Raw genomic sequence first — 21,576 nt, 5'->3', positions numbered from 1 at the left:
GCGACCATGATCAAATTCTCCGTTGCCCTGCTGCTGTCCGCCGTCTCGCTCGCCGCCAGCGCGGGCGGCAATGTCGATGCCGGCAAGGCGCTGGCCGAAAAATATGCGTGCGCCACTTGCCACGGCAAGGACTACAACTCGCCGATCGATCCCAGCTATCCGAAACTGGCGGGCCAGCACCGTGATTACCTGGAACACGCGCTGGTGGCGTACAAGCGCGCCGACGGCGCCAATGGCCGCAACAACGCGATCATGACGGGCCAGGTCAAGCCGCTGTCGAACCAGGACATCAAGGACATCGCCGCCTACCTGCACAGCCTCCCGGGCACGTTGACGACGCGGCGCTGAGCGCTTTCCCGAACGTGTCGCTTATGCGGCGCGGCGCCTGACCGCGTCGATATAGGCCTCGCCGTCGGGCGGCAGGCCGCTGCGCTGCGATTTCCAGATCATCTCGCCCAGGCATTCCATGATCTCGTGCTGCGCCTCGTGGGGCGAGTCGAGCTTGCGCGCCAGCGCTTCGTAGGCGGCGCGGATGCCGCGTGGCGAGTCGATCGACACCTGCTCGGAAATCGACAGGTGCATCGACAGGTGCAGGAAGGGATTGGCCTGGCCGCCCTCGACGGAGTAGTCGCGGGTCAGCGCGCTGTCCACGTCGGACAGGGCCTCGGCATATTCCGGATGCTCCAGCACCCAGTCGAGCGCCATCGCCTCGAGCGGGGTCAGGACTTCCTTCGCGGCGTTCTTGCGGAACACTTCGCAGAAGAAGCGGCGGACATCGTGGGAAGAGGGAGTAAACATGGGCTGGTGGGCATGGCGCGTCGGCGGGCCGTTATTTTAGACCAAAACACGGTAGACCAGAAAACCGATGGCGGCACGACGCGCCCGGACCGGGGAGGCCCTGTGCGTCGCGCTTGCCGAAAGATCAACGCTTTGCCGTAGCCAGCGCCGTGCCGTCGCAGCCGACGATTTCCGGTGCCGGCGCGTCCTTCTGCGCCTGCTGCCCCTGCTGGCCGCGGCCGTGCGGCTGGCGCAGGTAGCGTGCCGAGTGGCGCCGTTCGCCGTGCGGCGGCCACGTGAGGAAACGCGACAGCTCCTGCAGCGCGCGCTGGTAGACCTCGCGCTTGAATTCGATGACCACGTCCAGCGGCACCCAGTACTCGTGCCAGCGCCACGCGTCGAATTCCGGATGGTCCGTCAGGCGCAGGTTCACTTCATTGTCGCGCGCACACATCCGCAGCAGGAACCAGATCTGCTTCTGGCCCCGGTAGTGGCCGCGGATTTCACGCTTGATGAAGTGGTCCGGCACTTCGTAGCGCAGCCAGTCGCGTGTGCGACCGACGATCTTGACGTGCTCCGGTCGCAGGCCGATCTCTTCTTCCAGCTCCCGGTACATCGCCTGCTCTGGTGTTTCGCCGTACTTGATGCCTCCTTGCGGAAATTGCCATGAGTGCTCGCGCACCCGCTTGCCCCACCACACCTCGTTATGGGCGTTGAGCAGGATGATGCCGACGTTGGGGCGGAACCCTTCCCGATCGAGCATATTGCACCTCAAACTTTCTGCGGCCTTGCAATCCTTCTACATTGTTGCCTTCACCGGCATGCGCAGATGCCCTTGCGCGCCGCCGGTACCGGCCAGCGATGCCGCGCGCCAGACCTCCCGGCCGGCGCGCGGCGCGGCGGGGCTGTGCGGTCGGGCGACGTCACTGCCCGCTACGGTCGATCCCAGCCATTCTCCGCTTGCCCCAGGCGCTGTCGAAGCCCGAAAGCGCATCGGCGGCCCGCATTTGATCGCATTTGTACAAAGTATGGACGCATCAGCCAGCTAATCCTTTAAAATTAGGTTGATTATAACCCTCTCTTTTTGAAAAGAATTCACTGTTATGCGTGCTTCCCGGTTTTTTATTTCCACTCTCAAAGAAGCGCCTTCCGATGCTGAAATCGTCAGCCACAAACTGATGATGCGGGCAGGCATGATCAAGCGTCTCGGCTCCGGGATCTACACGTATATGCCGATGGGCCTGAAGGTGATTCGCAAGGTCGAGGCCATCGTGCGCGAGGAGATGAACCGTGCCGGCGCCATCGAGCTCCTGATGCCGCTCGTGCAGCCGGCCGAGCTGTGGCAGGAAACCGGGCGCTGGGACAAGATGGGGCCGGAACTGATGCGCGTCAAGGACCGCCATGGCCGCGAGTTTGCGATCCAGCCGACGTCCGAGGAAGTGATCACCGACGTGGTGCGCAGCGAGATCAAGTCATACCGCCAGCTGCCGTTGAATTTTTACCACATCCAGACGAAATTCCGCGATGAACGCCGTCCCCGTTTCGGCCTGATGCGGGGCCGCGAATTCACGATGAAGGATGCGTACTCGTTCGACCGCGACCTGGCAGGCATGCAGAAGTCCTACCAGGTCATGTTCGACGCGTACACGAAGATCTTCACGCGCTTCGGCCTGAAGTTCCGCGCGGTGGCGGCCGACAACGGCGCCATCGGCGGTACCGGCTCGCATGAATTCCACGTCATCGCCAGCACCGGCGAGGACGCGCTGGTGTACTGCCCCACCTCCGACTACGCGGCCAATATGGAAGCGGCCGAAGCGCTGGCGACCGGCACGCGCGCGGCACCGGCGGCCGAACTGACGAAGACGGCCACGCCCAAGGCATCGAAGTGCGAGGACGTGGCGAAGCTGCTGGGTATCGACCTGTCGAAGACGCTGAAGACGATCGCGCTGACGGCCGAAACGGAAGCCGACGGCAAGGTCACGAAGCAGTACTTCATGCTGTTGCTGCGCGGCGACCACGAGCTGAACGAGATCAAGGCAGGCAAGGTGCCGGGCCTGACGGGCGCGTATCGCTTCTCGACCGAGGCGGAGATCCTGGAAGTGTACGGCTGCAAGCCGGGCTACCTGGGTCCGATCGGCACCAAGGCCCCCGTCACCGTGGTGGCCGACCGCACCGTGGCCAACATGTCCGACTTCGTCACGGGCGCCAACGAGGAAGACTTCCACTACACCGGTGCGAACTGGGGCCGTGACATGGCCGAACCGCACATCACCGCCGACCTGCGCAATGTCGTCGAGGGCGATCCTTCGCCGGACGGCAAGGGCGTGCTGGCGATCGAGCGCGGCATCGAGGTGGGCCACGTGTTCCAGCTGGGGACCGCGTACTCGGAAGCGATGAAGGCCACCTACCTGGACGAAAACGGCAAGCCAGCACCGCTGCAGATGGGCTGCTACGGCATCGGCGTGACCCGCATCCTGGGCGCCGCCATCGAGCAGAACTTCGACGACAAGGGCATCGTCTGGCCGACGTCGATCGCGCCGTTCGAGCTGGTGCTGTGCCCGATGGGCCTGGATCGCAGCGAACTGGTGAAGGAAGAGACGGAGAAGCTGTACGCCGCCGCGCTGGCAGCCGGCATCGACGTCATCGTCGACGACCGCGGCCTGCGTCCGGGCGCGATGTTCGCCGACTGGGAGCTGATCGGCGTGCCGCACCGCGTCGTCATCGGCGAGCGTGGCCTGAAGGAAGGCCAGCTGGAATACCAGGGCCGCCGCGACACGGAAGCGACCAACGTGCCGCTGGCCGACATCGTCGAGTTCATCAAGGGCAAAGTGCAGCAGTGAGCACGGCGCGGCACCCGGCAGCGGGCGGACGCGAACGGCGCCGCTGGTGGGCGCGCCCGCTGCGCTGGTGGCATACGCTGGCCTTCGCCACCGGCGTGCTGTGCGCGCCGTTCGGCTTTGCCGGCAACCAGAAGGAAGAAGCGCTGGCCGATTCGATCCGGCTGGCGCTGTCGAACGCGATCCTCGACGCCCGTCCGCCCAAGCCCGCGTTCACCAATCCGGCCGACCGCCAGCGCTACGAACAGTGGCTGGCGCAGATGTCGGAGCGCTTGCGCCGCAAGCTGCCGGACGAACAGCACCGCATCGAGTTTCTCGAGACAGCCTGGTACGAGGCGCGCCGCGCGGGCCTCGACCCGGGGCTGGTGCTGGGCCTGATCCAGGTCGAATCGGCCTATCGTAAATATGCGGTGTCGATCGTCGGCGCGCGCGGCTACATGCAGGTGATGCCGTTCTGGACCAACGTCATCGGCGACAGCGACCGCCGCAAGCTGTTCAACATGCAGACCAACCTGCGCTACGGCTGCGCGATCCTGCGCATGTACATCGACATGGAAGGCGGCAACCTGTACCTGGCGCTGGGCCGCTACAACGGCAGCCGCGGGCGGCCGGCGTATCCGAATGCGGTGCTGAAGGCCTGGAACAACTGGAAGTGAGCAGAACCCGTGCCTGTCCCCGGTGCCTGACTGCTGCAGTAGTACGGACAAAAAAATACCCCGGTCGCGGCGCGCCGGGGTTGTCGTCGACGGCTCGCATGCCGCCGCCGCTTATTTCAGATGATCGGAGATCAGCTTCGTCATCTCGAACATGGAGACCTGTGCCTTGCCGCCGAAAACTGCTTTCAGCTTGTCGTCCGCATTGATCATGCGACGGTTCGCGGCATCCTGCAGGTTGTGCTTCTTGATGTAATCCCAGACTTTTTTCGTGACTTCGGTGCGCGGCAGCGGGGAGGCGCCAACTACCGGGGACAGCGCGGCCGAAGGAGTCATCTCTTTCATGAATGCCGCGTTGGGTTTGCGTGCTGCGGGTGCTGCCTTTTTCGCTGCCGGCTTGGCTGCAGCTTTCGCTGGAGCGGCGGCCTTCTTTGCCGGAGCCGCTTTGGTCGCGGCCTTCTTGGCTGGTGCTGCCGGGGATTTCTTGGCTGTTGCCATATTCGAGCCTCCTTAACAAACACATGGAAAATTGCGCAATACAATCGCACGGCTAATATTGGTGGGGATTGTTTAAGTATGCAAGCGTTTTTCGCGTTTTTTGTGGGAAACGACACGTAAGAGAACGCCAACAACGGAAAAACCGCCGGGACGCGTTTGCGACCGGCGGTTTTACTGTGATTTCGGTTGGCGGCAGTGGTGAAAACCGGGGCAGGAAAGGGTCGGTCCCTGCACAGGGACTGACCCTGAAGTGTGCTGGATCGGCGTTGGTTGGCGCCGAAACTTCGGGGACAGTCCCCCTGCGGGGACAGTCCCCAGCCGCCGCGTTTCAACGCAGTCCCGGCATCATGCCTTTCATCGAGCGCATCATCTTCATCATGCCGCCGCCCGACAGCTTTTTCATCATCGTCTGCATCTGCTCGAACTGATTGAGCATGCGATTGACTTCCTGCACCTGCACGCCGGCACCGGCGGCGATGCGGCGCTTGCGCGCGGCCTTGATCAATTCCGGCTTGGCCCGTTCGGCCGGCGTCATCGAGTCGATGATGCCGACCATGCGGCGCACCTGCTTGTCGGCCTGGTCCATGTTGGCGCCGCCGGCGGCCTGCTGGAACTGGGCCGGCAGCTTGTCGACCAGGCTCGCCATGCCGCCCATCTTCTTCATCTGGCCCAGTTGTGCCTTGAAGTCGTTCATGTCGAACTTGCCGCCCGACTTGACCTTGGCCGCCAGGTCGGCCGCGGCCTTCTGGTCGACGCCCTTGCGTGCTTCCTCGACCAGCGCGAGGATGTCGCCCATGCCCAGGATGCGGTTGGCCATGCGGGACGGATCGAACGGCTCCAGGCCATCGAGCTTCTCGGAGACGCCGGCGAACTTGATCGGCTTGCCCGTGATGTGGCGCACCGACAGCGCCGCGCCACCGCGCGAGTCGCCATCGAGCTTGGTCAGCACGATGCCGGTCAGCGGCAGCGCATCGTTGAAGGCCTTGGCAGTGTTGATCGCATCCTGGCCCAGCATCGCGTCGACGACGAACAGCGTCTCGACGGGCTTGACCGCGCCGTGCACGGCGGCGATCTCCTTCATCATCTCCTCGTCGATACCGAGGCGGCCGGCCGTGTCGACGATCAGCACGTCATGGTAGTGCTTCTTGGCCCAGTCCAGCGCCGCCAGCGCGATGTCGACCGGCTTGTCGGAGGCCGAGGACGGGAAGAAGTCGGCACCGGCCTGGCCCGTAACGGACTGCAGCTGCGCGATCGCGGCGGGGCGGTACACGTCGGCCGACACGGTCAGCACTTTTTTCTTCTTCTCTTCGCGCAGGTACTTGGCCAGCTTGCCGACGGTGGTCGTTTTACCGACACCCTGCAGGCCGGCCATCAGGATGATCGCGGGCGGCTGCTGCGCAAAGCTCAACTGGGCCGCTTCCGGGCCCAGGTCGGCGCCCATCAGGGCACCCAGTTCGCGCTGGACGACGCCGACCAGCGCCTGGCCCGGCGTCAGCGACGAGATCACTTCCTCGCCCAGGGCCTTTTCCTTGACCTTGCCGATGAATTCGCGCACGGCCGGCAGGGCCACGTCGGCCTCCAGCAGTGCCAGGCGCACTTCGCGCAGCATCTCGGCGGTATTGGCCTCGGTCAGGCGGGCCTCGCCGCGCATGGTCTTGACGACCTTGGCGAGGCGTTGAGTCAGATTGTCTAGCATGATGAACTCGTGGATTGGATGGTCGGCCGGACGGCCGGACAGAGGGGCATTTTACCCGATCGCGGGCGTCGCGCCGAGCCAGGCCGCCGTGGCCGGTGCGCTCGCCCGCATCCTCACCAAATGTCACAGCCGTGCACACTTGCGGCCGCACTTTGCGCTTACTCGTTGACAACTTTTGGTCGGGAATGCATCGTGCTGGCTTGTTCAATCAGGGAGCGCACATGTCCGCCGTTTTTGAGTCCGCCGTGCCGGCACTGGCACGCGAAGAACGCATCGAGTTCACCGCCACGGGCGGGGAATACTTCCGCATCTGGATCGTCAACCTGCTGCTGACGATCGTCACCCTGGGCGTTTACTCCGCCTGGGCCAAGGTGCGCCGCAACCAGTATTTCTACGCCAGCACGCGGCTGGCCGGCAGCACGTTCGAGTACCACGGCAAGCCGCTGGCGATCCTGCGCGGGCGTGTCGTGGGCGTGATCCTGCTGGGCGCCTACCAGGCCGCGCTGCGTTATCATCCGCCCACCGCCGGTATCGTCCTGCTGCTGATCGCTGGTGTGATGCCCTGGCTGGTATGGAAAAGCCTGCAGTTCGCACTGCACAACAGCAGTTATCGCGGCGTGCGTTTCGGCTTCCGCGGCAGCTGGAAGGGCGCCTACCTGTACTACCTGGGGCTACCGCTGCTGGCGGGCCTCACGCTCGGCCTGCTGTATCCGTTGGTGCACCAGCGCATCAAGCGCTTCCAGCATGCCGAGAGCCGCTACGGCACTACGCACTTCGCGTTCGATGCGCCGGTCGGCCAGTTCTACAAGGTGTACGGTATCCTGGTCGGCCTGCTCGTGCTGGGCGGCGGGGTGGCCTTCGGTGTCGTTGCCGGGCTGGCGGGCGGCGTTGCCGCCCTCAATGGCGGCACGGCCGACATCGCGGTCCGGGCCGGCCAGGTACTCATCGTGTTCGCCGGTGTCCTCGGCTGGTACGCTTTCACGTTGTGTGTGGTCTGGGCCTTCATGGCCATTCTGCAGAACCTGATCTGGAACCACACGCAACTGGGCCCGCACCGCTTCCGTTCGACCATGACGTGGCCGCGCCTGGCGGGCCTGTACATCACCAACACGCTGGCGATCGTCTGCACGCTGGGCCTGTTCATCCCGTTCGCGCAAGTGCGCGCGTTGAAGTACCGGCTGGAGTCGACGACATTGGTTGTCGCCGGCAGCCTCGATGACGTCGTGGCCGCGAAGGGCGGCGACGTCAACGCGGTCGGTGAAAGCGTGGCCGACCTCGCGGGCTTCGACCTGGCGCTGTAATGCAGGGCGACGCGCAGCGGGAAGTGCCGGGCCGGTATTACGACGGCATCACGTCGCGCGCGCACCGTGTGGTGCTGCGCGTGGAGAACGGCGAGGCTTGCCTGGCGGGCGAGGCCGAGCGGCGCGTGCCGTTGGCGCAGGTCAGGGTATCGGAACGCACGGCCCATGCGCCGCGCAAGCTGACGTTTGCCGACGAAGCGTGCTTCGAGCCGGACCAGCGCGCAGCGCTGGAAGCGCTGCTGCATGCGACCGGTCATCGCGACAGCGCGGTCGTCCGCATGCAGCAAAGCTGGCGTGCCGTCGTCATCGCGCTCGGCACGCTGCTGCTGGTACTGGCGGTGGGCTACTTGTATGTATTGCCCGCCGGCGCCAAGCTGGCGGCACGCCTGCTGCCTGTCTCTGTCGAGCGGCAACTGGGACAGGGCCTGCTGGGGGTGCTGGACCGGCGCGTGTTCGATGCCAGCAAACTGCCGGCGGCGCGCCGCGCGGCGCTGGCGCAGGCCTTTGCGCGGATGGCGCCGCCGCGCGATGGGGCACCGCCTTATCAACTGGTGTTCCGTCACAGCCGGATCGGCCCGAACGCGTTCGCGCTGCCTTCCGGCGACATCGTGCTGACGGATCAACTCGTGGAACTGCTGCGGGATGACCATGCCATCCTGGCCACGCTGGCGCACGAACTGGGCCATCTGCACGAACGGCACTTGACGCGCCGGCTGATACAGGGCTCCGTCGTGGCCGCCGCCGGCACCGTGCTGTTCGGCGACGCCAGCGCGCTGGTGGCCGGCTTGCCGGCACTGGCGCTGGACCTGCGCTACTCGCGCGAGGCCGAACAGGAAGCGGACGACTACGCGGCGGCCATGCTGCGCCGTAACGGCATCGGGCTGGTGCACCTGGAGCGACTGTTCACGGCCCTGCAGGAACTGGAAGATGAACTCGGCGCGCCACCGCCGTACCTGTCCAGCCATCCGCCATCGGCCGAGCGCCTGGCACGATTGCGCCAGCAGCTCGACTGACGTCTGGCGCACGGCCGCTCAGCGCGGCAGCACGACCTTGACGACGATGTTGTCGCCCAGCAGCAGCGAGTTGCCGCCGCCGGCGATGATCTGCACGACGGAACTCGGCAGGCAGCCCGGCAATGGCCCCGGCTTGAAGCCGGTGCAGGCAGGCGAGCCTGCCACCACCGCGGGCGGAAGGTGAAGCTCTCGAGGACGTAGACGTTGCCGGTCAGGTCCGTGGCGATCCCGCGCGCGGAATAGAACGGGAAGGGCTCCCCGGTATGCTGCGTGTCGGCGTTGTCGGCCACCAGGAACACGCCGCTTGGGCCAGGGTCCGGCGTGACGGCAACGGTCAACGTGGCCGTCGTGCCACCGCTGCTGGCGACGATCGGTACCAGCGTGGTCTTGCCGATGCCCCGGCCGGCGGGGCATAGGTGACCGACGTGCCGCTGCTTGCGCTCAGGGTTCCCGGCGCGCCATCGGCCAGTTTCCATTGAATGGCGCCCGTGCCGGAGGAGAGGGCCGTCACCGCAATACCGGCGCCGCCTGGCAGCGTGCGCAGCGTCGTGCTTGAGAGCGACAACGTGGTTGGCTGCGGCGGTGGCGTGGTCGGCGTTGGCGGTGCCGAGGTATCGTCCGAACCGCCGCCGCAAGCGGCCAGTGGCGATCAGGGCCCCCAGGGAAATGGCGTTGAATGCCTTCATCCTTTTTGCTGTCGTTCGAGTGGTGTGCGCCTGTACCCCGATGGGCACAGGCTGGGCGCGGTCAGTGCGGCAGCACCAGCTTCACGACCAGGCCGTCGCCCAGCAACACCAGCGTGCTGCCGCCGGCGACGACCATGTGCTGTACGTTGGGCAGGCAGCCAGGCAGGGGGCCCGGCTTGAAGCCGGTGCACGAAGGCGCGCCCGCCACCACCGTCTTGGTGCCCGCCGGGGACGTCTGCACGAGCGTCCTGGCGGTCGCATCGTACGTATAGGTGTTGCCGTTCATGTCAGCCTGCAGGCTGCGCGGGATGGCCGAAATCGTCGTGACCACGCCTGCCGTCGTGACCTTGCGCGCGACGTTGTTCAGGTCCTGCACGTAGATCACATCGTCGTAGTCGATGCCAACCGCGTCGGGGTACATGAATCGTGCCGCGGTGCCAGTGCCGTCGGCGATCCCCGTGCTGGCCGTCGTCTCGGCGCCGGCCAGCACCGACAGCACGCCGGTCGGGGTGATCTTCAGCAGGGACGATCCGCCCATACTGCTGGAGCCGCCGAAGCCATACGCGTTCCCGTAGTAGAAATTGCCGCCATGGTCGACCACCAGGCTGGTCGGTTCCGCGAAGCGGCGCGCATTGTTCGCCGTGTCGGCCTGGCCGAACCAGGCGCGTTGCGGATCGCTGCCGCCAATCAGCGTGGTCACGGTGCCATCCGGTGCGATCTTGCGCAGGCGTCCCGGCGTCGGCAGGCTCGGGCGGCTGGTGTAATGTTCCAGCACGAAGACATTGCCGGCTGTGTCGGCCGCGATGCGGCGCGGGTAGAAGAACGATGCCGCGGCACCGACGCCATCGACGCTTTCCGGCGCCGCGTGGCCGGCCAGCAGGGTCAGGCCGCTTGGGCCCGGGTCGGGCGTGACCGCCACGGTCAACGTGGTCGAGGTGCCGCCGCTGGTGGCGACGATCGGCACCAACGTGGTCTTGGCAATGCCGTTTGCGGGCGGGTTGTACGTGACGGAAGTCCCGGTGGTTCCGCTCAGCGTGCCCGGCGCCCCGTCGGCCAGTTTCCATTGGATGGCCCCGGTACCGGACGACGCGGCCGTGACGGCGATGCCGGCGCCGCCGGGCAACGTGCGCAATGTCGTGCTGGACAGTGTCAGCGTGACGGGTGGGGCCGGCGGCGGCAGGGTGCCCGTCGCCGAATCGGAATCGGAGCCGCCGCCGCAGCCGGCGAGGAGGGTGACGAGAGTGCCAAGGGTAAGTGTCTGCAGGGTCTTCATTGAGCGTCGTTTTCGTTCGAGTGGCCCGGACCAGGCCGAGGATATGCAATTATCGCCTCCGCAGTGTGGTCGAAATCTCACCAATTCTCTCGCGCCGGGGAAAAATGGTAACAAGCCGTAACCGCCGGTTGTCGCTTGTGGGGCTTGCTGTTTCTCAACGATAATATTTTCGTTGCCTGTATCGTGCACCTCTGGCGCACATTTCGGTCTGGCGGCGGCGCCCGGGGCATTGGGTTTTCATGCGCGGCAAGGTTATGATGGCCGGGCAATTTGACCATGACGTTTTTCCAAGGAGACCCGGATGAAATTGAAGTCGATGGCAGTGGCGGCATGCCTGGCCTTATGCGCGACGGGCGCACAGGCACAGGAAGTGGTGAGGCTGGGCAACCTGAAGTTCGCGCACTACGGCGCGGTGTCCTATATCAAGGAGATCGCCCCCAAGTGCGGCATCAAGGTGGAAGAGCACATCTTCGCCAAGGGCCTGGACGTGATGCAGGCGATTATCGCCGGTGAACTCGACGTGGGCACGACGGCTTCCGAGGCCGCGATCTCCGGCCGTGCCGGCGGCGCGCCGATCTACGTCGTCGCGGGCTTTGCCAAGGGCGGTGCGCGCCTGGTCGGCCGCAGCGACCTGAAACTGAAGTCGATCGCGGACCTGAAGGGCAAGCGCGTGGGCGTGACGCGCGGCGGCATCCAGGAAGTGCTGCTGCTGGCCGAACTGCAGCAGGCCGGCCTGACGGCCTCCGACCAGCCGGGCAAGGACGTCCGTCTCGTGTTCCTGGCGTACGCGGACCTGAACCAGGCGCTGCTGGGCAAGAACATCGACGCCATGATGCAATCGGAGCCGCAGTCGTCGCAGGCCATCAACAAGGGCTTCGGCAACGAGATCATGAAGCCGTACAACACGCCGATCGGCGAGCCGGTGCGCACGATGGTCATGACGGAGAAGTTCTACAAGGAGCGTCGCCCCGTCGCCGAGAAGTTCATGCGCTGCTTCGTCGAGGCCACCAAGACGTTCATCGACAACAAGGCCACAGCCGAGAAGTACGTGCGCGAAGTGGTGTTCAAGGGCCAGATCACGAAGGACGACTTCGATGACGCCATCGGCAATTCGCCGTACAGCTACGACATCACGCCCGAACACATCCAGACCACGACCGACATCATGGTCAAGACGGGTGTCGGCCGCATGAGCCGTCCGCCGGTGGCGAAGGACTGGGTCCGCACGGACCTCCTGGACCAGGCCAAGAAAAGCCTGGGCGTGAAGTAAGGAGGCATCATGGCAAGGATCGATTGGCGGGAAGTCGGCATCGGCATGGTCGTGCCGGCGCTGGTGATCGCGCTGTGGCACCTGGCGGCGGTACTCGAATGGGTCAATCCGCAGGTGCTGCCTTCGCCCGGCGCGGTGGTGACGAAGTGGGTCGAATACCTGCTGCCGCTGCAGCCCTACGATCCGATGGCCGGGTCGAAGCTGGCGTGGTTCTTCTCCGGTGAGCTGATCCACGACTCGCTGGGCAGCCTGTATCGGGTCGTCGTCGGCTTCGGCGTGGGCGCCGGGCTGGCGCTGCCGATCGGCCTGGCCATGGGCGCGAGCCGGCACGTGTACGCCTGGCTCAATCCGCTGGTGCAGCTGCTGCGGCCCATTCCGCCGATCGCCTACATCCCCCTGTCGATCCTGTGGTTCGGGCTGGGCAACCCGCCCGCGATCTTCCTGATCGCGCTGGGCGCATTCTTCCCCGTGCTGATGAACACCGTCGCCGGCGTGCGCCACGTCGACGGCATCTACCTGCGCGCGGCGCGCAACCTGGGCGCGTCGGGCACGACGATGTTCGTGCGCGTGATCCTGCCGGCGGCCGTGCCGTACATCCTGTCGGGCGTGCGGATCGGCATCGGCACCGCGTTCATCGTCGTCATCGTCTCCGAGATGATCGCCGTGAACAACGGGCTGGGCTTCCGCATCCTGGAGGCGCGCGAGTATTTCTGGTCGGACAAGATCATCGCCGGCATGATCACGATCGGCCTGCTCGGCCTGGCCATCGACATCGGCATGAACAAATTGAACAACCACTTGCTGCGCTGGCATCGCGGCCTGGAGAATTGACATGAGCGCAGCGCATATCGTCGTCACCGACGTCAACAAGGTATTCGCCACACCGGGCCGCGACGTCGTCGCCCTGAAGGACATCAACCTCCAAATCCCGCGCGGCCAGTTCGTCTGCCTGCTGGGGCCTTCCGGCTGCGGTAAATCCACGTTGCTGAACGCGGTGGCCGGTTTCGCGCCGCCGTCGTCGGGCACGATCACGGCGGACGGCCAGCTCGTCACGGCCCCGGGGCCGGAGCGCGGCATGGTGTTCCAGGAGTACGCGCTGTTCCCGTGGATGACGGTGGAGGACAACGTCGCCTTCGGCCTGGAGATCAAGGGCCAGCCAAAGGCGCAGATCCGTGCCACCGTCGACCAGCTGCTGAAGATGCTGTCGCTGGCGGACTTCCGCCACCGTTATCCCAAGGACCTCTCCGGCGGCATGCGCCAGCGCGTCGCGATCGCGCGCGTGCTGGCACTCGATTCGCCCATCATGCTGATGGACGAGCCGTTCGGCGCGCTCGATGCGCTGACCCGGCGCAACCTGCAGGACGAGCTGCTGCGCCTGTGGGCGGAACTGAAGAAGACGATCATCTTCGTCACCCACAGCATCGAGGAAGCGATCTACCTGGCCGACCGCATCGTCGTCATGACGTACCGGCCCGGCACGATCAAGCGCGACCTGCTGGTCGACCTGCCTCGCCTGCGCGACCCGGCGGCCGCCGAGTTCAACGCGTTGAAGCGCGAACTGGGGCAACTGGTGATGGAGGAGCAGCAGCGCCACCACAACGACGAGCTGCGCATGGCGGCGGTGGATTAGCAGCCACACCGCCAGCCGGCAAATCGGGGACAGCCTCCGAAAGCCAAAACAATCGGGGACAGCCTCCATATGCCCGCATCCCGCGTATCGACGAAATCGGAGGCTGTCCCCGATTTCCGCTGCCGATCGGATGAGTGTTTCCTGCACGTTGACCCGCGCAGCCGCGCCGGGCGACGGTGGAGGAACCGGAGGCTGTCCCCGATTTTGACGCTGCTATAGTAAACTGCGTCGATGCAGACCAATTTCCTGATCGCCGCCGCGCTGTTGTACCTCGTGTGTGCCCTCCTGCCGCCGGCCAGGGCCCGGCTGATCGCCAGCATCACTCCCATTGCCTGGGCCGCGCACGGCGCCGCGCTGTGGTTCGACGTGATGGTGCCCGGTTCCCTGCGCCTGGGCTTTGCCGCCATGCTGTCGTCCGCGCTGTGGATTTCCGTGGGCGCCTACTGGATCGAGAACCGCAACTATCCGCTGGACGGCCTGCGCCGCATGGTGATGCCCAGTGCCGCCGTGGCGGTCGTCCTGCAAGGCATCTTCCCTGGCGCGCTGATCGCGCTGCAGGGCCGCTCGCCCTTGTTCGGCTGGCACATCGCCGTGGCCACGCTGGCCTACAGCACGCTGACGATCGCCGCCTTCCACGCCGTGTTGATGGCATTGCAGGAGTCGCGCCTGCATGCGCGCTCGGCCCGCGCCGGCCTGCTGTGGGCGGCACTGGACCAGCTGCCGGCGCTGTTGACGATGGAAAAGCTGCTGTTCCGCCTGATCGGCTTCGGCTTCGCGCTGCTCAGCCTGACCGTCCTGTCGGGCATTTTCTTCTCCGAGGAGCTGTTCGGCCAGGCGCTGAAGTGGGACCACAAGTCCGTCTTCACGCTGCTGTCCTGGCTTCTTTTCGCCGCCCTGCTGGCGGGCCGCCATTTCCGCGGCTGGCGCGGCAAGACGGCCCTGAGTTTCACCCTGGCCGGCTTCGCCACCTTGCTGCTGGCGTATGTGGGCACCCGCTTCGTGCTGGAAGTGGTTTTGCATCGAGGTTTCGCATGACACGTATCCTGTTCTGGGTCGCGCTGATCTTCCTGGTCGTCGCCGCCGTCCGCGCCAAGCTGCGCGCCAACATCCGCCGCCAGCAGCAGGAGCAGTTCCAGGCGCAGGCGCGGCAGCAGGCGGCGGCCCGGCCGCCGGCCGTGACGGCCGAACCGATGCTGTGCTGCGCCCACTGCGGGATGTACTACCCGGCTTCCGAGAACGTGCCGGCGGGCGGGCGCGATTACTGCAGCGCGGCGCACACGCCCGCGCCCTAGCCGCGTCCCACGCCACGTGGCCGCCCAGTTGCCCGCCTCGCTGGCCTCCCTGTCCGCCCGCTCGCGCGAGACGTTCTGGCGCTCGCTGCAGACCCTGAACGGTACCCGCGTCGTCATCGCGCTGGTGCTGCTGGCGTACCTGAGTATCGACAGCCAGGGCACGCTGGCCGCGGGCGATGCGCTGTACGCCCGCGTGTGCGGCACCTACCTGGTCCTGTCGGTGGTGTTCGCGTTGACGGCCGCCTGGTGGCGCCACCGCTTCCTCGTGCAGCTGCTGTCGCAGGTCGCCTGCGACCTCGCCGTCATCTCGCTGCTGTACGTGGCCGGCGGCGGCGTGCGCGGCGGCCTGGCGATCCTGTACCTGTTCCCGCTGGCCGGCTGTGCCATCCTGGCCCCGCTGGTGCTGGCGCTGTTCTGCGCCGCGCTGGTCACGCTGTTCCTGCTGGCCGACAGCATCTGGCGCCTTCTCAACGCGGACGGCGACGCGGCGCTGCTGCAGGCCGGCCTGTTCGGCGCCGCCTTCTTTGCCGTCGTGCTGCTGGCAAACCGCATGGCGGCGCGGCTGATCGGCCAGGAGGAGCTGGCCGTGCAGCGCGGCGTCGAGATCGGCGTGCAACAGGCCGTCAATCGCCTCATCATGTCGCACGCGGGGGACGGCATCGTCGTCGTGGGGCCGGACGGCCAGCTCCTGGCCGGCAATCCGGCCGCGCAGCAACTGCTGGGCATCAGCGGCACGCCCGGCCTGCGCCTGGCCGCGCTGCCGTCGCTGCACGCCATCGCCCGGGCCTACGACGACTGGCGCGCCGACCCGGCCCAGGCCACCGCGTTCGTCACGATCAAGCCCTACACCGACCCGGCCATGCAGGACATGGCCGCGGCCTGGGACGGCCGGCCCGACCTGGCGGCGCACCTCAAGTTGCGCTTTGCCGCCGCCGAGACGGCGGCGCTGGGCACGGAGCGCAACGTCATCTTCCTGGAAGACGTGACGGCCATCGAAAACCAGGCGCAGCAACTGAAACTGGCGTCGATGGGGCGCCTGACGGCCAGCATCGCGCACGAAGTGAGAAATCCGCTGTCGGCCATCGGCCACGCGACGTCGCTGCTGGCCGAGGACCTGCAAGCGCCCGTGCACGTGCGCCTGTTGAAGATCGTGGCCGACAACGTGGCGCGGGTGAATCGCATGGTCGAGGACATCCTGCAGCTGTCGCGCAAGGCCCACAGCCATGGCGAGCCGCTGGCGCTGGCCCAGCTGGTGGCCGAGTTGAAGGCGGAGTTCGACGAGCTGCATGGCCTGGACGAAGCGGTGCTGGACATCGGCCGTGTCAGCGCCGTGGCCGTGCGCTTCGATCCGCTGCACCTGCGCGAGGTGCTGCTCAATTTGCTGGGCAACGCGGTGCGCTACGCCAGCCGCAAGCCATCCAGCATCCGGCTGTTCGTCGTGGCCGCGCGCGGCCGCCCGCTGGAGCTGCACGTGCAGGATGACGGCGCCGGCATCTCGCCCGAGGTACGCGCCCACCTGTTCGAGCCGTTCTACACCACGTCCTCGAAGGGCACGGGGCTGGGCCTGTATCTGGCGCGTGAGTTATGCTTGAATAACGAGGCGATGCTGGACTACGAGTACCGCTTCGACGTGGCCGGCGGCGTCAGCCCGGCCGCCAGCGGCCGTTTCGTCATCACGTTCGCGCGCGCGGGCGCCTGACACTATATATAGAGCTAAGGGTCTTCATGAGTTCTCCCCGGGTACTGGTCGTCGACGACGAAGACGACCTGCGCGAGCTGCTGGAAATCACGCTGCTGAAGATGGGCCTGGACGTGGACAGCGCAGCGGACCTGCGGCAGGCCCGCGCGCACCTGGCGGCCGGCGCCGAGTACGGGCTGGTGCTGACGGACATGCGCCTGCCCGACGGCCTGGGGCTGGAACTGGTGCGGGAGGTGGCCGCCAGCGGGCGCAACACGCCGATTGCCGTCGTCACCGCGTTCGGCAGTACCGACAACGCCGTCGTCGCCCTCAAGGCGGGCGCGTTCGACTACGTGACGAAACCCGTGCAGCTGGATCAATTGCGCCAGCTGGTGCAGTCGGCGCTGAAGCTGAACGGGTCGGCGCCGGCGGCGCGCGACGAGGCGGTGGACAGCCGCCTGAAGGGGCAGTCGGCCGCGATGCAGGCGCTGCGCGCCCAGATCGCGCGGCTGGCGCGCTCGATGGCGCCGATCGCCATCACGGGCGAATCGGGCAGTGGCAAGGAGCTGGCGGCGCGCGAGATCCACGCCCAGAGCTCGCGCGCGGACAAGCCGTTCGTCGCGGTCAACTGCGGGGCGATTCCCGAAGCGTTGATGGAAGCGGAGTTCTTCGGCTACCGCAAGGGCGCCTTCACCGGGGCGGCGGACGAGCGCGACGGCTTCTTCCAGGCCGCCCACGGCGGCACCTTGATGCTGGACGAAGTGGCCGACCTGCCGCTGGCGATGCAGGTCAAGCTGCTGCGCGCGATCCAGGAGCGGCGCGTGCGCAAGATCGGCGCCACGGCCGAGGAACCGGTGGACGTGCGCATCGTCAGCGCCACCCACCAGGACCTGGCGCGCTGCGTCGAGCAGGGCAAGTTCCGCCAGGACCTGTTCTATCGCCTGAACGTCATCGAACTGGCGCTGCCGCCGCTGCGCGAACGGCTGGACGACCTGCCGGTGCTGACGGCGGCGATCCTGGCGCGCCTGGCGGCGGGCGGCCCGCCGGCCGTGCTGGGCCCGGGCGTGCTGGAAGCGCTGCGCAGCTACCGCTTCCCCGGCAACGTGCGCGAGCTGGAAAACGTGCTGGAACGGGCGCTGGCGTTTGCCAACGACGGCGTCATCCACGTCGAGGACCTGGCGCTGAAGGGCGCGCGGCTGGCGGAGGCGGGTCAGCCGGAACCGGTCGCGGCGCCGGCCGATCCGCCGGCGGCGGTCGTCGAGCCGCCTCCGGTCTTGGCCTCGGCTCCGGCCGGCATGCCGCCGCTGCCGGACCTGACGGTGTTGCCGTCGAACCTGCCGGAATACCTGGAGCGGGTGGAGCGCGAGATCATCGTGCGGGCGCTGGCGCAGACGCAGTACAACCGTACCCAGGCCGCGCAGCTGCTGGGGTTGAGTTTCCGGCAGCTGCGCTACCAGATGCAGAAGCTCAACATCAAGGAATAGATGCCGCCGCGGCTGGGGTCTGTCCCTGCAAGGGACTGACCCCGAAGTTTGGCTGAAGCAAAGAAGAGCGGGACTTCGGGGTCAGTCCCTGAAGGGACAGACCCCCACCCGAACCCCATCCCCCGCCATCGTCTATAATGCCGGTCCGCCACGAAACGCCACGTGGCGAGGTAGTGTTTTGTCCATAAGGTTGCAGGAACTTCAATGCCACTGCACGGTGTTTGAGCAGCCGTCGCGGGCCCGCAAAATCAGTGTTAGCGCTTGCTCACTCGATAACGCCCGTCGTTTGAGGCGAATCAAAAAGTCAACCGAAACTTGGATGTTCTGGCAAATTTTTTTCGGGCTGTAGCGCTTGTCGAAGGCCAGGGCTCTCACTACAATTAGTGCAAGAAATTGCACTACTCACTAAATCTAGTAGTCAAACTTGCCACAAATCAATAGCTGCCGCGGGGGCGACTCGTGCGGCATGACCCTTTTTTGCACGTCGTTTTCGGGGAGCTTAAATGCAATCTAACCAAGACATCACCACCCATCCGGCAGCACAAGTGCCGGCGTCCGCTGCAACCGCCAACGGCGGCCTGGCAGCGCCGGCCGGCACGCTGGGCGACTACCGCATCATCCGCCGCAACGGCGCCGTCGTCGCCTTCGAGCCGTCCAAGATCGCCGTCGCGATGACGAAAGCGTTCCTGGCAGTGCAGGGCGGCCAGGGCGCCGCGTCCGCGCGCATCCGCGACCTGGTCGAACAGCTGACGAACAGCGTGGTGAATGCCCTGGTGCGCCGCCAGCCGTCCGGCGGCACGTTCCACATCGAAGACGTACAGGACCAGGTCGAACTGGCGCTGATGCGCTCGGGCGAGCATGACGTGGCCAAGGCCTACGTGCTGTACCGTGCCAAGCAGATGGAAGAGCGCCGCGCCAAGAAGGCCGCCGCCGGCACCGCCGACGTGGCCGAACCGGAACTGCACGTGATGGAGAACGGCGTGCGCCGTCCGCTCGTCATGCAGGAAGTGCGCGACCTGATCGCCGCCGCCTGCTCGGGCCTGGAAAAGCACGTCGATGCCGACGCCATCCTGGCCGAGACGGTCAAGAACCTGTACGACGGCGTGCCGGTCGAAGAGCTGCACAAGTCCGCCATCCTGGCTGCGCGCGCGCTGATGGAAAAGGACCCGGCCTACTCGCAGGTCACGGCCCGCATCCTGCTGCACACGATCCGCAAGGAAGTGTTCGGCAAGGAAGTGCCGCAGGCGCAGGCCGCCGCCGAGTACGTCGATTACTTCCCGAAATATATCGCCAAGGGCATCGAGGCCGAGCTGCTGGACACCAAGCTGGCCGAGTTCGACCTGCAGAAGCTGGCCAAGGCGCTGGTCGCCGACCGCGACCTGCAGTTCGGCTACATCGGCCTGCAGACCTTGTACGACCGCTACTTCCTGCACGTGCGCGACGTCCGCATCGAGATGCCGCAGGCGTTCTACATGCGCGTCGCCATGGGCCTGTCGCTGAACGAGACGAACCGCGAAGCGCGCGCCATCGAGTTCTACCACCTGCTGTCGAGCTTTGACTTCATGTCGTCCACGCCGACGCTGTTCAACTCGGGCACGCTGCGCTCGCAGCTGTCGTCGTGCTACCTGACCACCGTGTCGGACGACCTGGAAGGCATCTACGACGCCATCAAGGAAAACGCGCTGCTGGCCAAGTTCGCCGGCGGCCTGGGCAACGACTGGACGCCGGTACGCGCGCTGGGCGCGCACATCAAGGGCACCAACGGCAAGTCGCAGGGCGTCGTGCCGTTCCTGAAAGTGGTCAACGACACGGCCGTGGCGGTCAACCAGGGCGGCAAGCGCAAGGGCGCCGTCTGCGCCTACCTGGAAACCTGGCACATGGACATCGAGGAATTCCTCGACCTGCGCAAGAACACGGGCGACGACCGCCGCCGCACGCACGACATGAACACGGCGAACTGGATTCCCGACCTGTTCATGAAGCGCGTGATGGAAAAGGGCACCTGGACGCTGTTCTCGCCATCGGAAACGCCGGACCTGCACGACAAGGTCGGCAAGGCCTTCGAGGCAGCCTACACGGGCTACGAGGCGGCTGCCGCCCGCGGCGAGATCCGCGTCTTTAAGAAGATCGAGGCGCTGGACCTGTGGCGCAAGATGCTGTCGATGCTGTTCGAGACGGGCCACCCGTGGATCACGTTCAAGGACCCATGCAACATCCGTTCGCCGCAGCAGCACGTGGGCGTCGTGCACAGCTCGAACCTGTGCACCGAGATCACGCTGAACACGGGCCCGGACGAAATCGCCGTCTGCAACCTGGGTTCCGTCAACCTGCCGGCCCACATGAAAGAGGGCAAGCTGGACCACGTCAAGCTGCAAAAGACGATCCGCACGGCAATGCGCATGCTGGACAACGTCATCGACATCAACTACTACGCCGTCGACAAGGCCCGCAACGCCAACATGCGCCACCGTCCGGTGGGCATGGGCGTGATGGGCTTCCAGGACTGCCTGCACATGATGCGCGTGCCGTACCAGTCGCAAGCCGCGGTGGACTTCGCCGATACGTCGATGGAAGCGGTGTGCTACTACGCCTACTACGCGTCGACGGAACTGGCCGAAGAGCGCGGCCATTACGAGTCGTACAAGGGCTCCCTGTGGGACCGCGGCATCCTGCCGCAGGATTCCGTGAAGCTGCTGGCGGAAGAGCGCGGCGGCTACCTGGAGCAGGACATGTCGTCGTCGATGGACTGGACGCCGCTGCGCGAGCGCATCAAGCAGTTCGGCATGCGCAACTCGAACTGCGTGGCGATCGCCCCGACCGCGACGATCTCGAACATCATCGGCGTCTCGGCCTGCATCGAGCCGACGTTCCAGAACCTGTACGTCAAGTCGAACCTGTCCGGTGAATTCACCGAGATCAACTCGTACCTGGTGCGCGACCTGAAGGCCCGCGACCTGTGGGACGAGGTCATGATCGCCGACCTGAAGTACTTCGACGGCTCGCTGACCAAGATCGATCGCGTGCCGCAGGACCTGCGCGACATCTACGCGACGGCGTTCGAAGTGTCGCCGACGTGGCTGGTGGAAGCGGCATCGCGCCGCCAGAAGTGGATCGACCAGGCCCAGTCACTGAACATCTACATGGCCGGCGCCTCGGGCAAGAAGCTGGACGAGACGTACAAGCTGGCCTGGCTGCGCGGCCTGAAGACGACGTACTACCTGCGCACGATCGCCGCGTCGCACATGGAGAAGTCGACGTCGAAGACGGGCGCGCTGAACGCCGTCTCGGCCCACGGCCCATCCGCCGGCGCCGCCGCTGCCGATGCGGCCGCACCGGCTGTCCCGACCCACACCGCACCGACCACGGTGCAGCAGGTGGAAGAGGGCGCCGCGTGCTACCTGCGTCCGGGCGACGCGGGCTTCGAGGAATGCGAAGCCTGCCAGTAAATGGGCAGTAAGCCGTCTTTGAACGGCTGAGCGGCCGGTGGC

The 21,576-nt window shown here is 66.1% G+C and carries 19 protein-coding genes; 13 read left to right on the top strand and 6 right to left on the bottom strand.

Features of this window, described 5'->3' with window-relative positions:
* The first annotated feature begins 6 nt into the window (after positions 1–6).
* A complete protein-coding gene (locus tag PX653_RS17470; RefSeq protein WP_277414024.1) occupies positions 7–348 on the top strand; it encodes a c-type cytochrome in 342 nt (113 codons plus the stop codon).
* A gap of 21 nt (positions 349–369) precedes the next feature.
* On the opposite strand, the gene PX653_RS17465 is transcribed toward PX653_RS17470, so the two are convergent.
* Together PX653_RS17465 and PX653_RS17460 are read right to left on the bottom strand one after the other, a co-directional pair.
* Positions 370–798, bottom strand: coding sequence for a DUF1841 family protein (locus PX653_RS17465; protein ID WP_277414023.1), 429 nt, complete (start codon positions 796–798; stop codon positions 370–372).
* A 124-nt stretch (positions 799–922) separates the two neighbouring features.
* Complete coding sequence (locus tag PX653_RS17460) at positions 923–1,540, bottom strand: RNA pyrophosphohydrolase (RefSeq protein WP_277414022.1); 618 nt, start codon at positions 1,538–1,540, stop codon at positions 923–925.
* Between the two features lie 340 nt (positions 1,541–1,880).
* Between PX653_RS17460 and PX653_RS17455 the strand changes: the two genes are divergently transcribed.
* Complete coding sequence (locus PX653_RS17455) at positions 1,881–3,617, top strand: proline--tRNA ligase (protein WP_277414021.1); 1,737 nt, start codon at positions 1,881–1,883, stop codon at positions 3,615–3,617.
* A gap of 59 nt (positions 3,618–3,676) precedes the next feature.
* Positions 3,677–4,270, top strand: coding sequence for a lytic transglycosylase domain-containing protein (locus PX653_RS17450; RefSeq protein ID WP_277418593.1), 594 nt, complete (start codon positions 3,677–3,679; stop codon positions 4,268–4,270).
* 111 nt (positions 4,271–4,381) lie between these two features.
* On the opposite strand, the gene PX653_RS17445 is transcribed toward PX653_RS17450, so the two are convergent.
* Positions 4,382–4,765, bottom strand: coding sequence for an SWIB/MDM2 domain-containing protein (locus PX653_RS17445; protein WP_107140579.1), 384 nt, complete (start codon positions 4,763–4,765; stop codon positions 4,382–4,384).
* 328 nt (positions 4,766–5,093) lie between these two features.
* Positions 5,094–6,461, bottom strand: a complete 1,368-nt coding sequence (gene ffh / locus PX653_RS17440) for a signal recognition particle protein (protein ID WP_277414020.1) — start codon at positions 6,459–6,461, stop codon at positions 5,094–5,096.
* A gap of 221 nt (positions 6,462–6,682) precedes the next feature.
* On the opposite strand from ffh, the gene PX653_RS17435 reads away from it, so the two are divergent.
* A complete protein-coding gene (locus tag PX653_RS17435) occupies positions 6,683–7,762 on the top strand; it encodes a YjgN family protein (RefSeq protein WP_277414019.1) in 1,080 nt (359 codons plus the stop codon).
* Positions 7,762–8,775 (top strand): M48 family metallopeptidase, encoded by a 1,014-nt coding sequence (locus tag PX653_RS17430; RefSeq protein ID WP_277414018.1) that lies wholly within the window; start codon positions 7,762–7,764, stop codon positions 8,773–8,775. Before PX653_RS17435 ends, PX653_RS17430 begins: the two co-directional genes overlap by 1 nt.
* An 18-nt stretch (positions 8,776–8,793) precedes the next feature.
* Here PX653_RS17430 and PX653_RS17425 read toward each other — a convergent pair whose 3' ends face one another.
* On the bottom strand, positions 8,794–8,940 hold the full coding sequence (locus PX653_RS17425; protein ID WP_277414017.1) for a hypothetical protein: 147 nt from the start codon (positions 8,938–8,940) through the stop codon (positions 8,794–8,796).
* Positions 8,941–9,522: 582 nt separating this feature from the next.
* The gene (locus tag PX653_RS17420) at positions 9,523–10,734 is read right to left on the bottom strand and encodes an NHL repeat-containing protein (RefSeq protein ID WP_277414016.1); all 1,212 of its coding nucleotides are present in this window, start codon (positions 10,732–10,734) and stop codon (positions 9,523–9,525) included.
* A 301-nt stretch (positions 10,735–11,035) separates the two neighbouring features.
* On the opposite strand from PX653_RS17420, the gene PX653_RS17415 reads away from it, so the two are divergent.
* From PX653_RS17415 to PX653_RS17380, 8 genes are all read left to right on the top strand, one after another.
* Positions 11,036–12,004: an ABC transporter substrate-binding protein gene (locus tag PX653_RS17415; protein ID WP_277414015.1), complete on the top strand. Its 969-nt coding sequence runs from the start codon at positions 11,036–11,038 to the stop codon at positions 12,002–12,004.
* Positions 12,005–12,013: 9 nt separating this feature from the next.
* The gene (locus PX653_RS17410) at positions 12,014–12,835 is read left to right on the top strand and encodes an ABC transporter permease (protein WP_277414014.1); all 822 of its coding nucleotides are present in this window, start codon (positions 12,014–12,016) and stop codon (positions 12,833–12,835) included.
* Position 12,836: 1 nt separating this feature from the next.
* Positions 12,837–13,634, top strand: a complete 798-nt coding sequence (locus PX653_RS17405) for an ABC transporter ATP-binding protein (RefSeq protein ID WP_277414013.1) — start codon at positions 12,837–12,839, stop codon at positions 13,632–13,634.
* A 231-nt stretch (positions 13,635–13,865) separates the two neighbouring features.
* The gene (locus PX653_RS17400) at positions 13,866–14,669 is read left to right on the top strand and encodes a cytochrome C assembly family protein (protein ID WP_277414012.1); all 804 of its coding nucleotides are present in this window, start codon (positions 13,866–13,868) and stop codon (positions 14,667–14,669) included.
* Positions 14,666–14,926, top strand: a complete 261-nt coding sequence (locus tag PX653_RS17395; RefSeq protein ID WP_277414011.1) for a PP0621 family protein — start codon at positions 14,666–14,668, stop codon at positions 14,924–14,926. The genes PX653_RS17400 and PX653_RS17395 overlap by 4 nt, the downstream gene beginning before the upstream one ends.
* 16 nt (positions 14,927–14,942) lie before the next feature.
* Complete coding sequence (locus PX653_RS17390) at positions 14,943–16,625, top strand: sensor histidine kinase (RefSeq protein ID WP_277414010.1); 1,683 nt, start codon at positions 14,943–14,945, stop codon at positions 16,623–16,625.
* A gap of 26 nt (positions 16,626–16,651) precedes the next feature.
* Entirely contained in the window at positions 16,652–18,088 is a 1,437-nt protein-coding gene (locus PX653_RS17385; protein ID WP_277414009.1) for a sigma-54-dependent transcriptional regulator, read from the top strand.
* Between the two features lie 503 nt (positions 18,089–18,591).
* Positions 18,592–21,534, top strand: a complete 2,943-nt coding sequence (locus tag PX653_RS17380; protein WP_277414008.1) for a ribonucleoside-diphosphate reductase subunit alpha — start codon at positions 18,592–18,594, stop codon at positions 21,532–21,534.
* Positions 21,535–21,576 lie beyond the last annotated feature (42 nt).

The organism is Pseudoduganella chitinolytica (assembly GCF_029028125.1).
Lineage (GTDB): Bacteria > Pseudomonadota > Gammaproteobacteria > Burkholderiales > Burkholderiaceae_D > Rugamonas > Rugamonas chitinolytica.
Note: the sequence above shows the minus strand (reverse complement) of the source record. Positions and strands in the feature narration are given on the sequence as shown.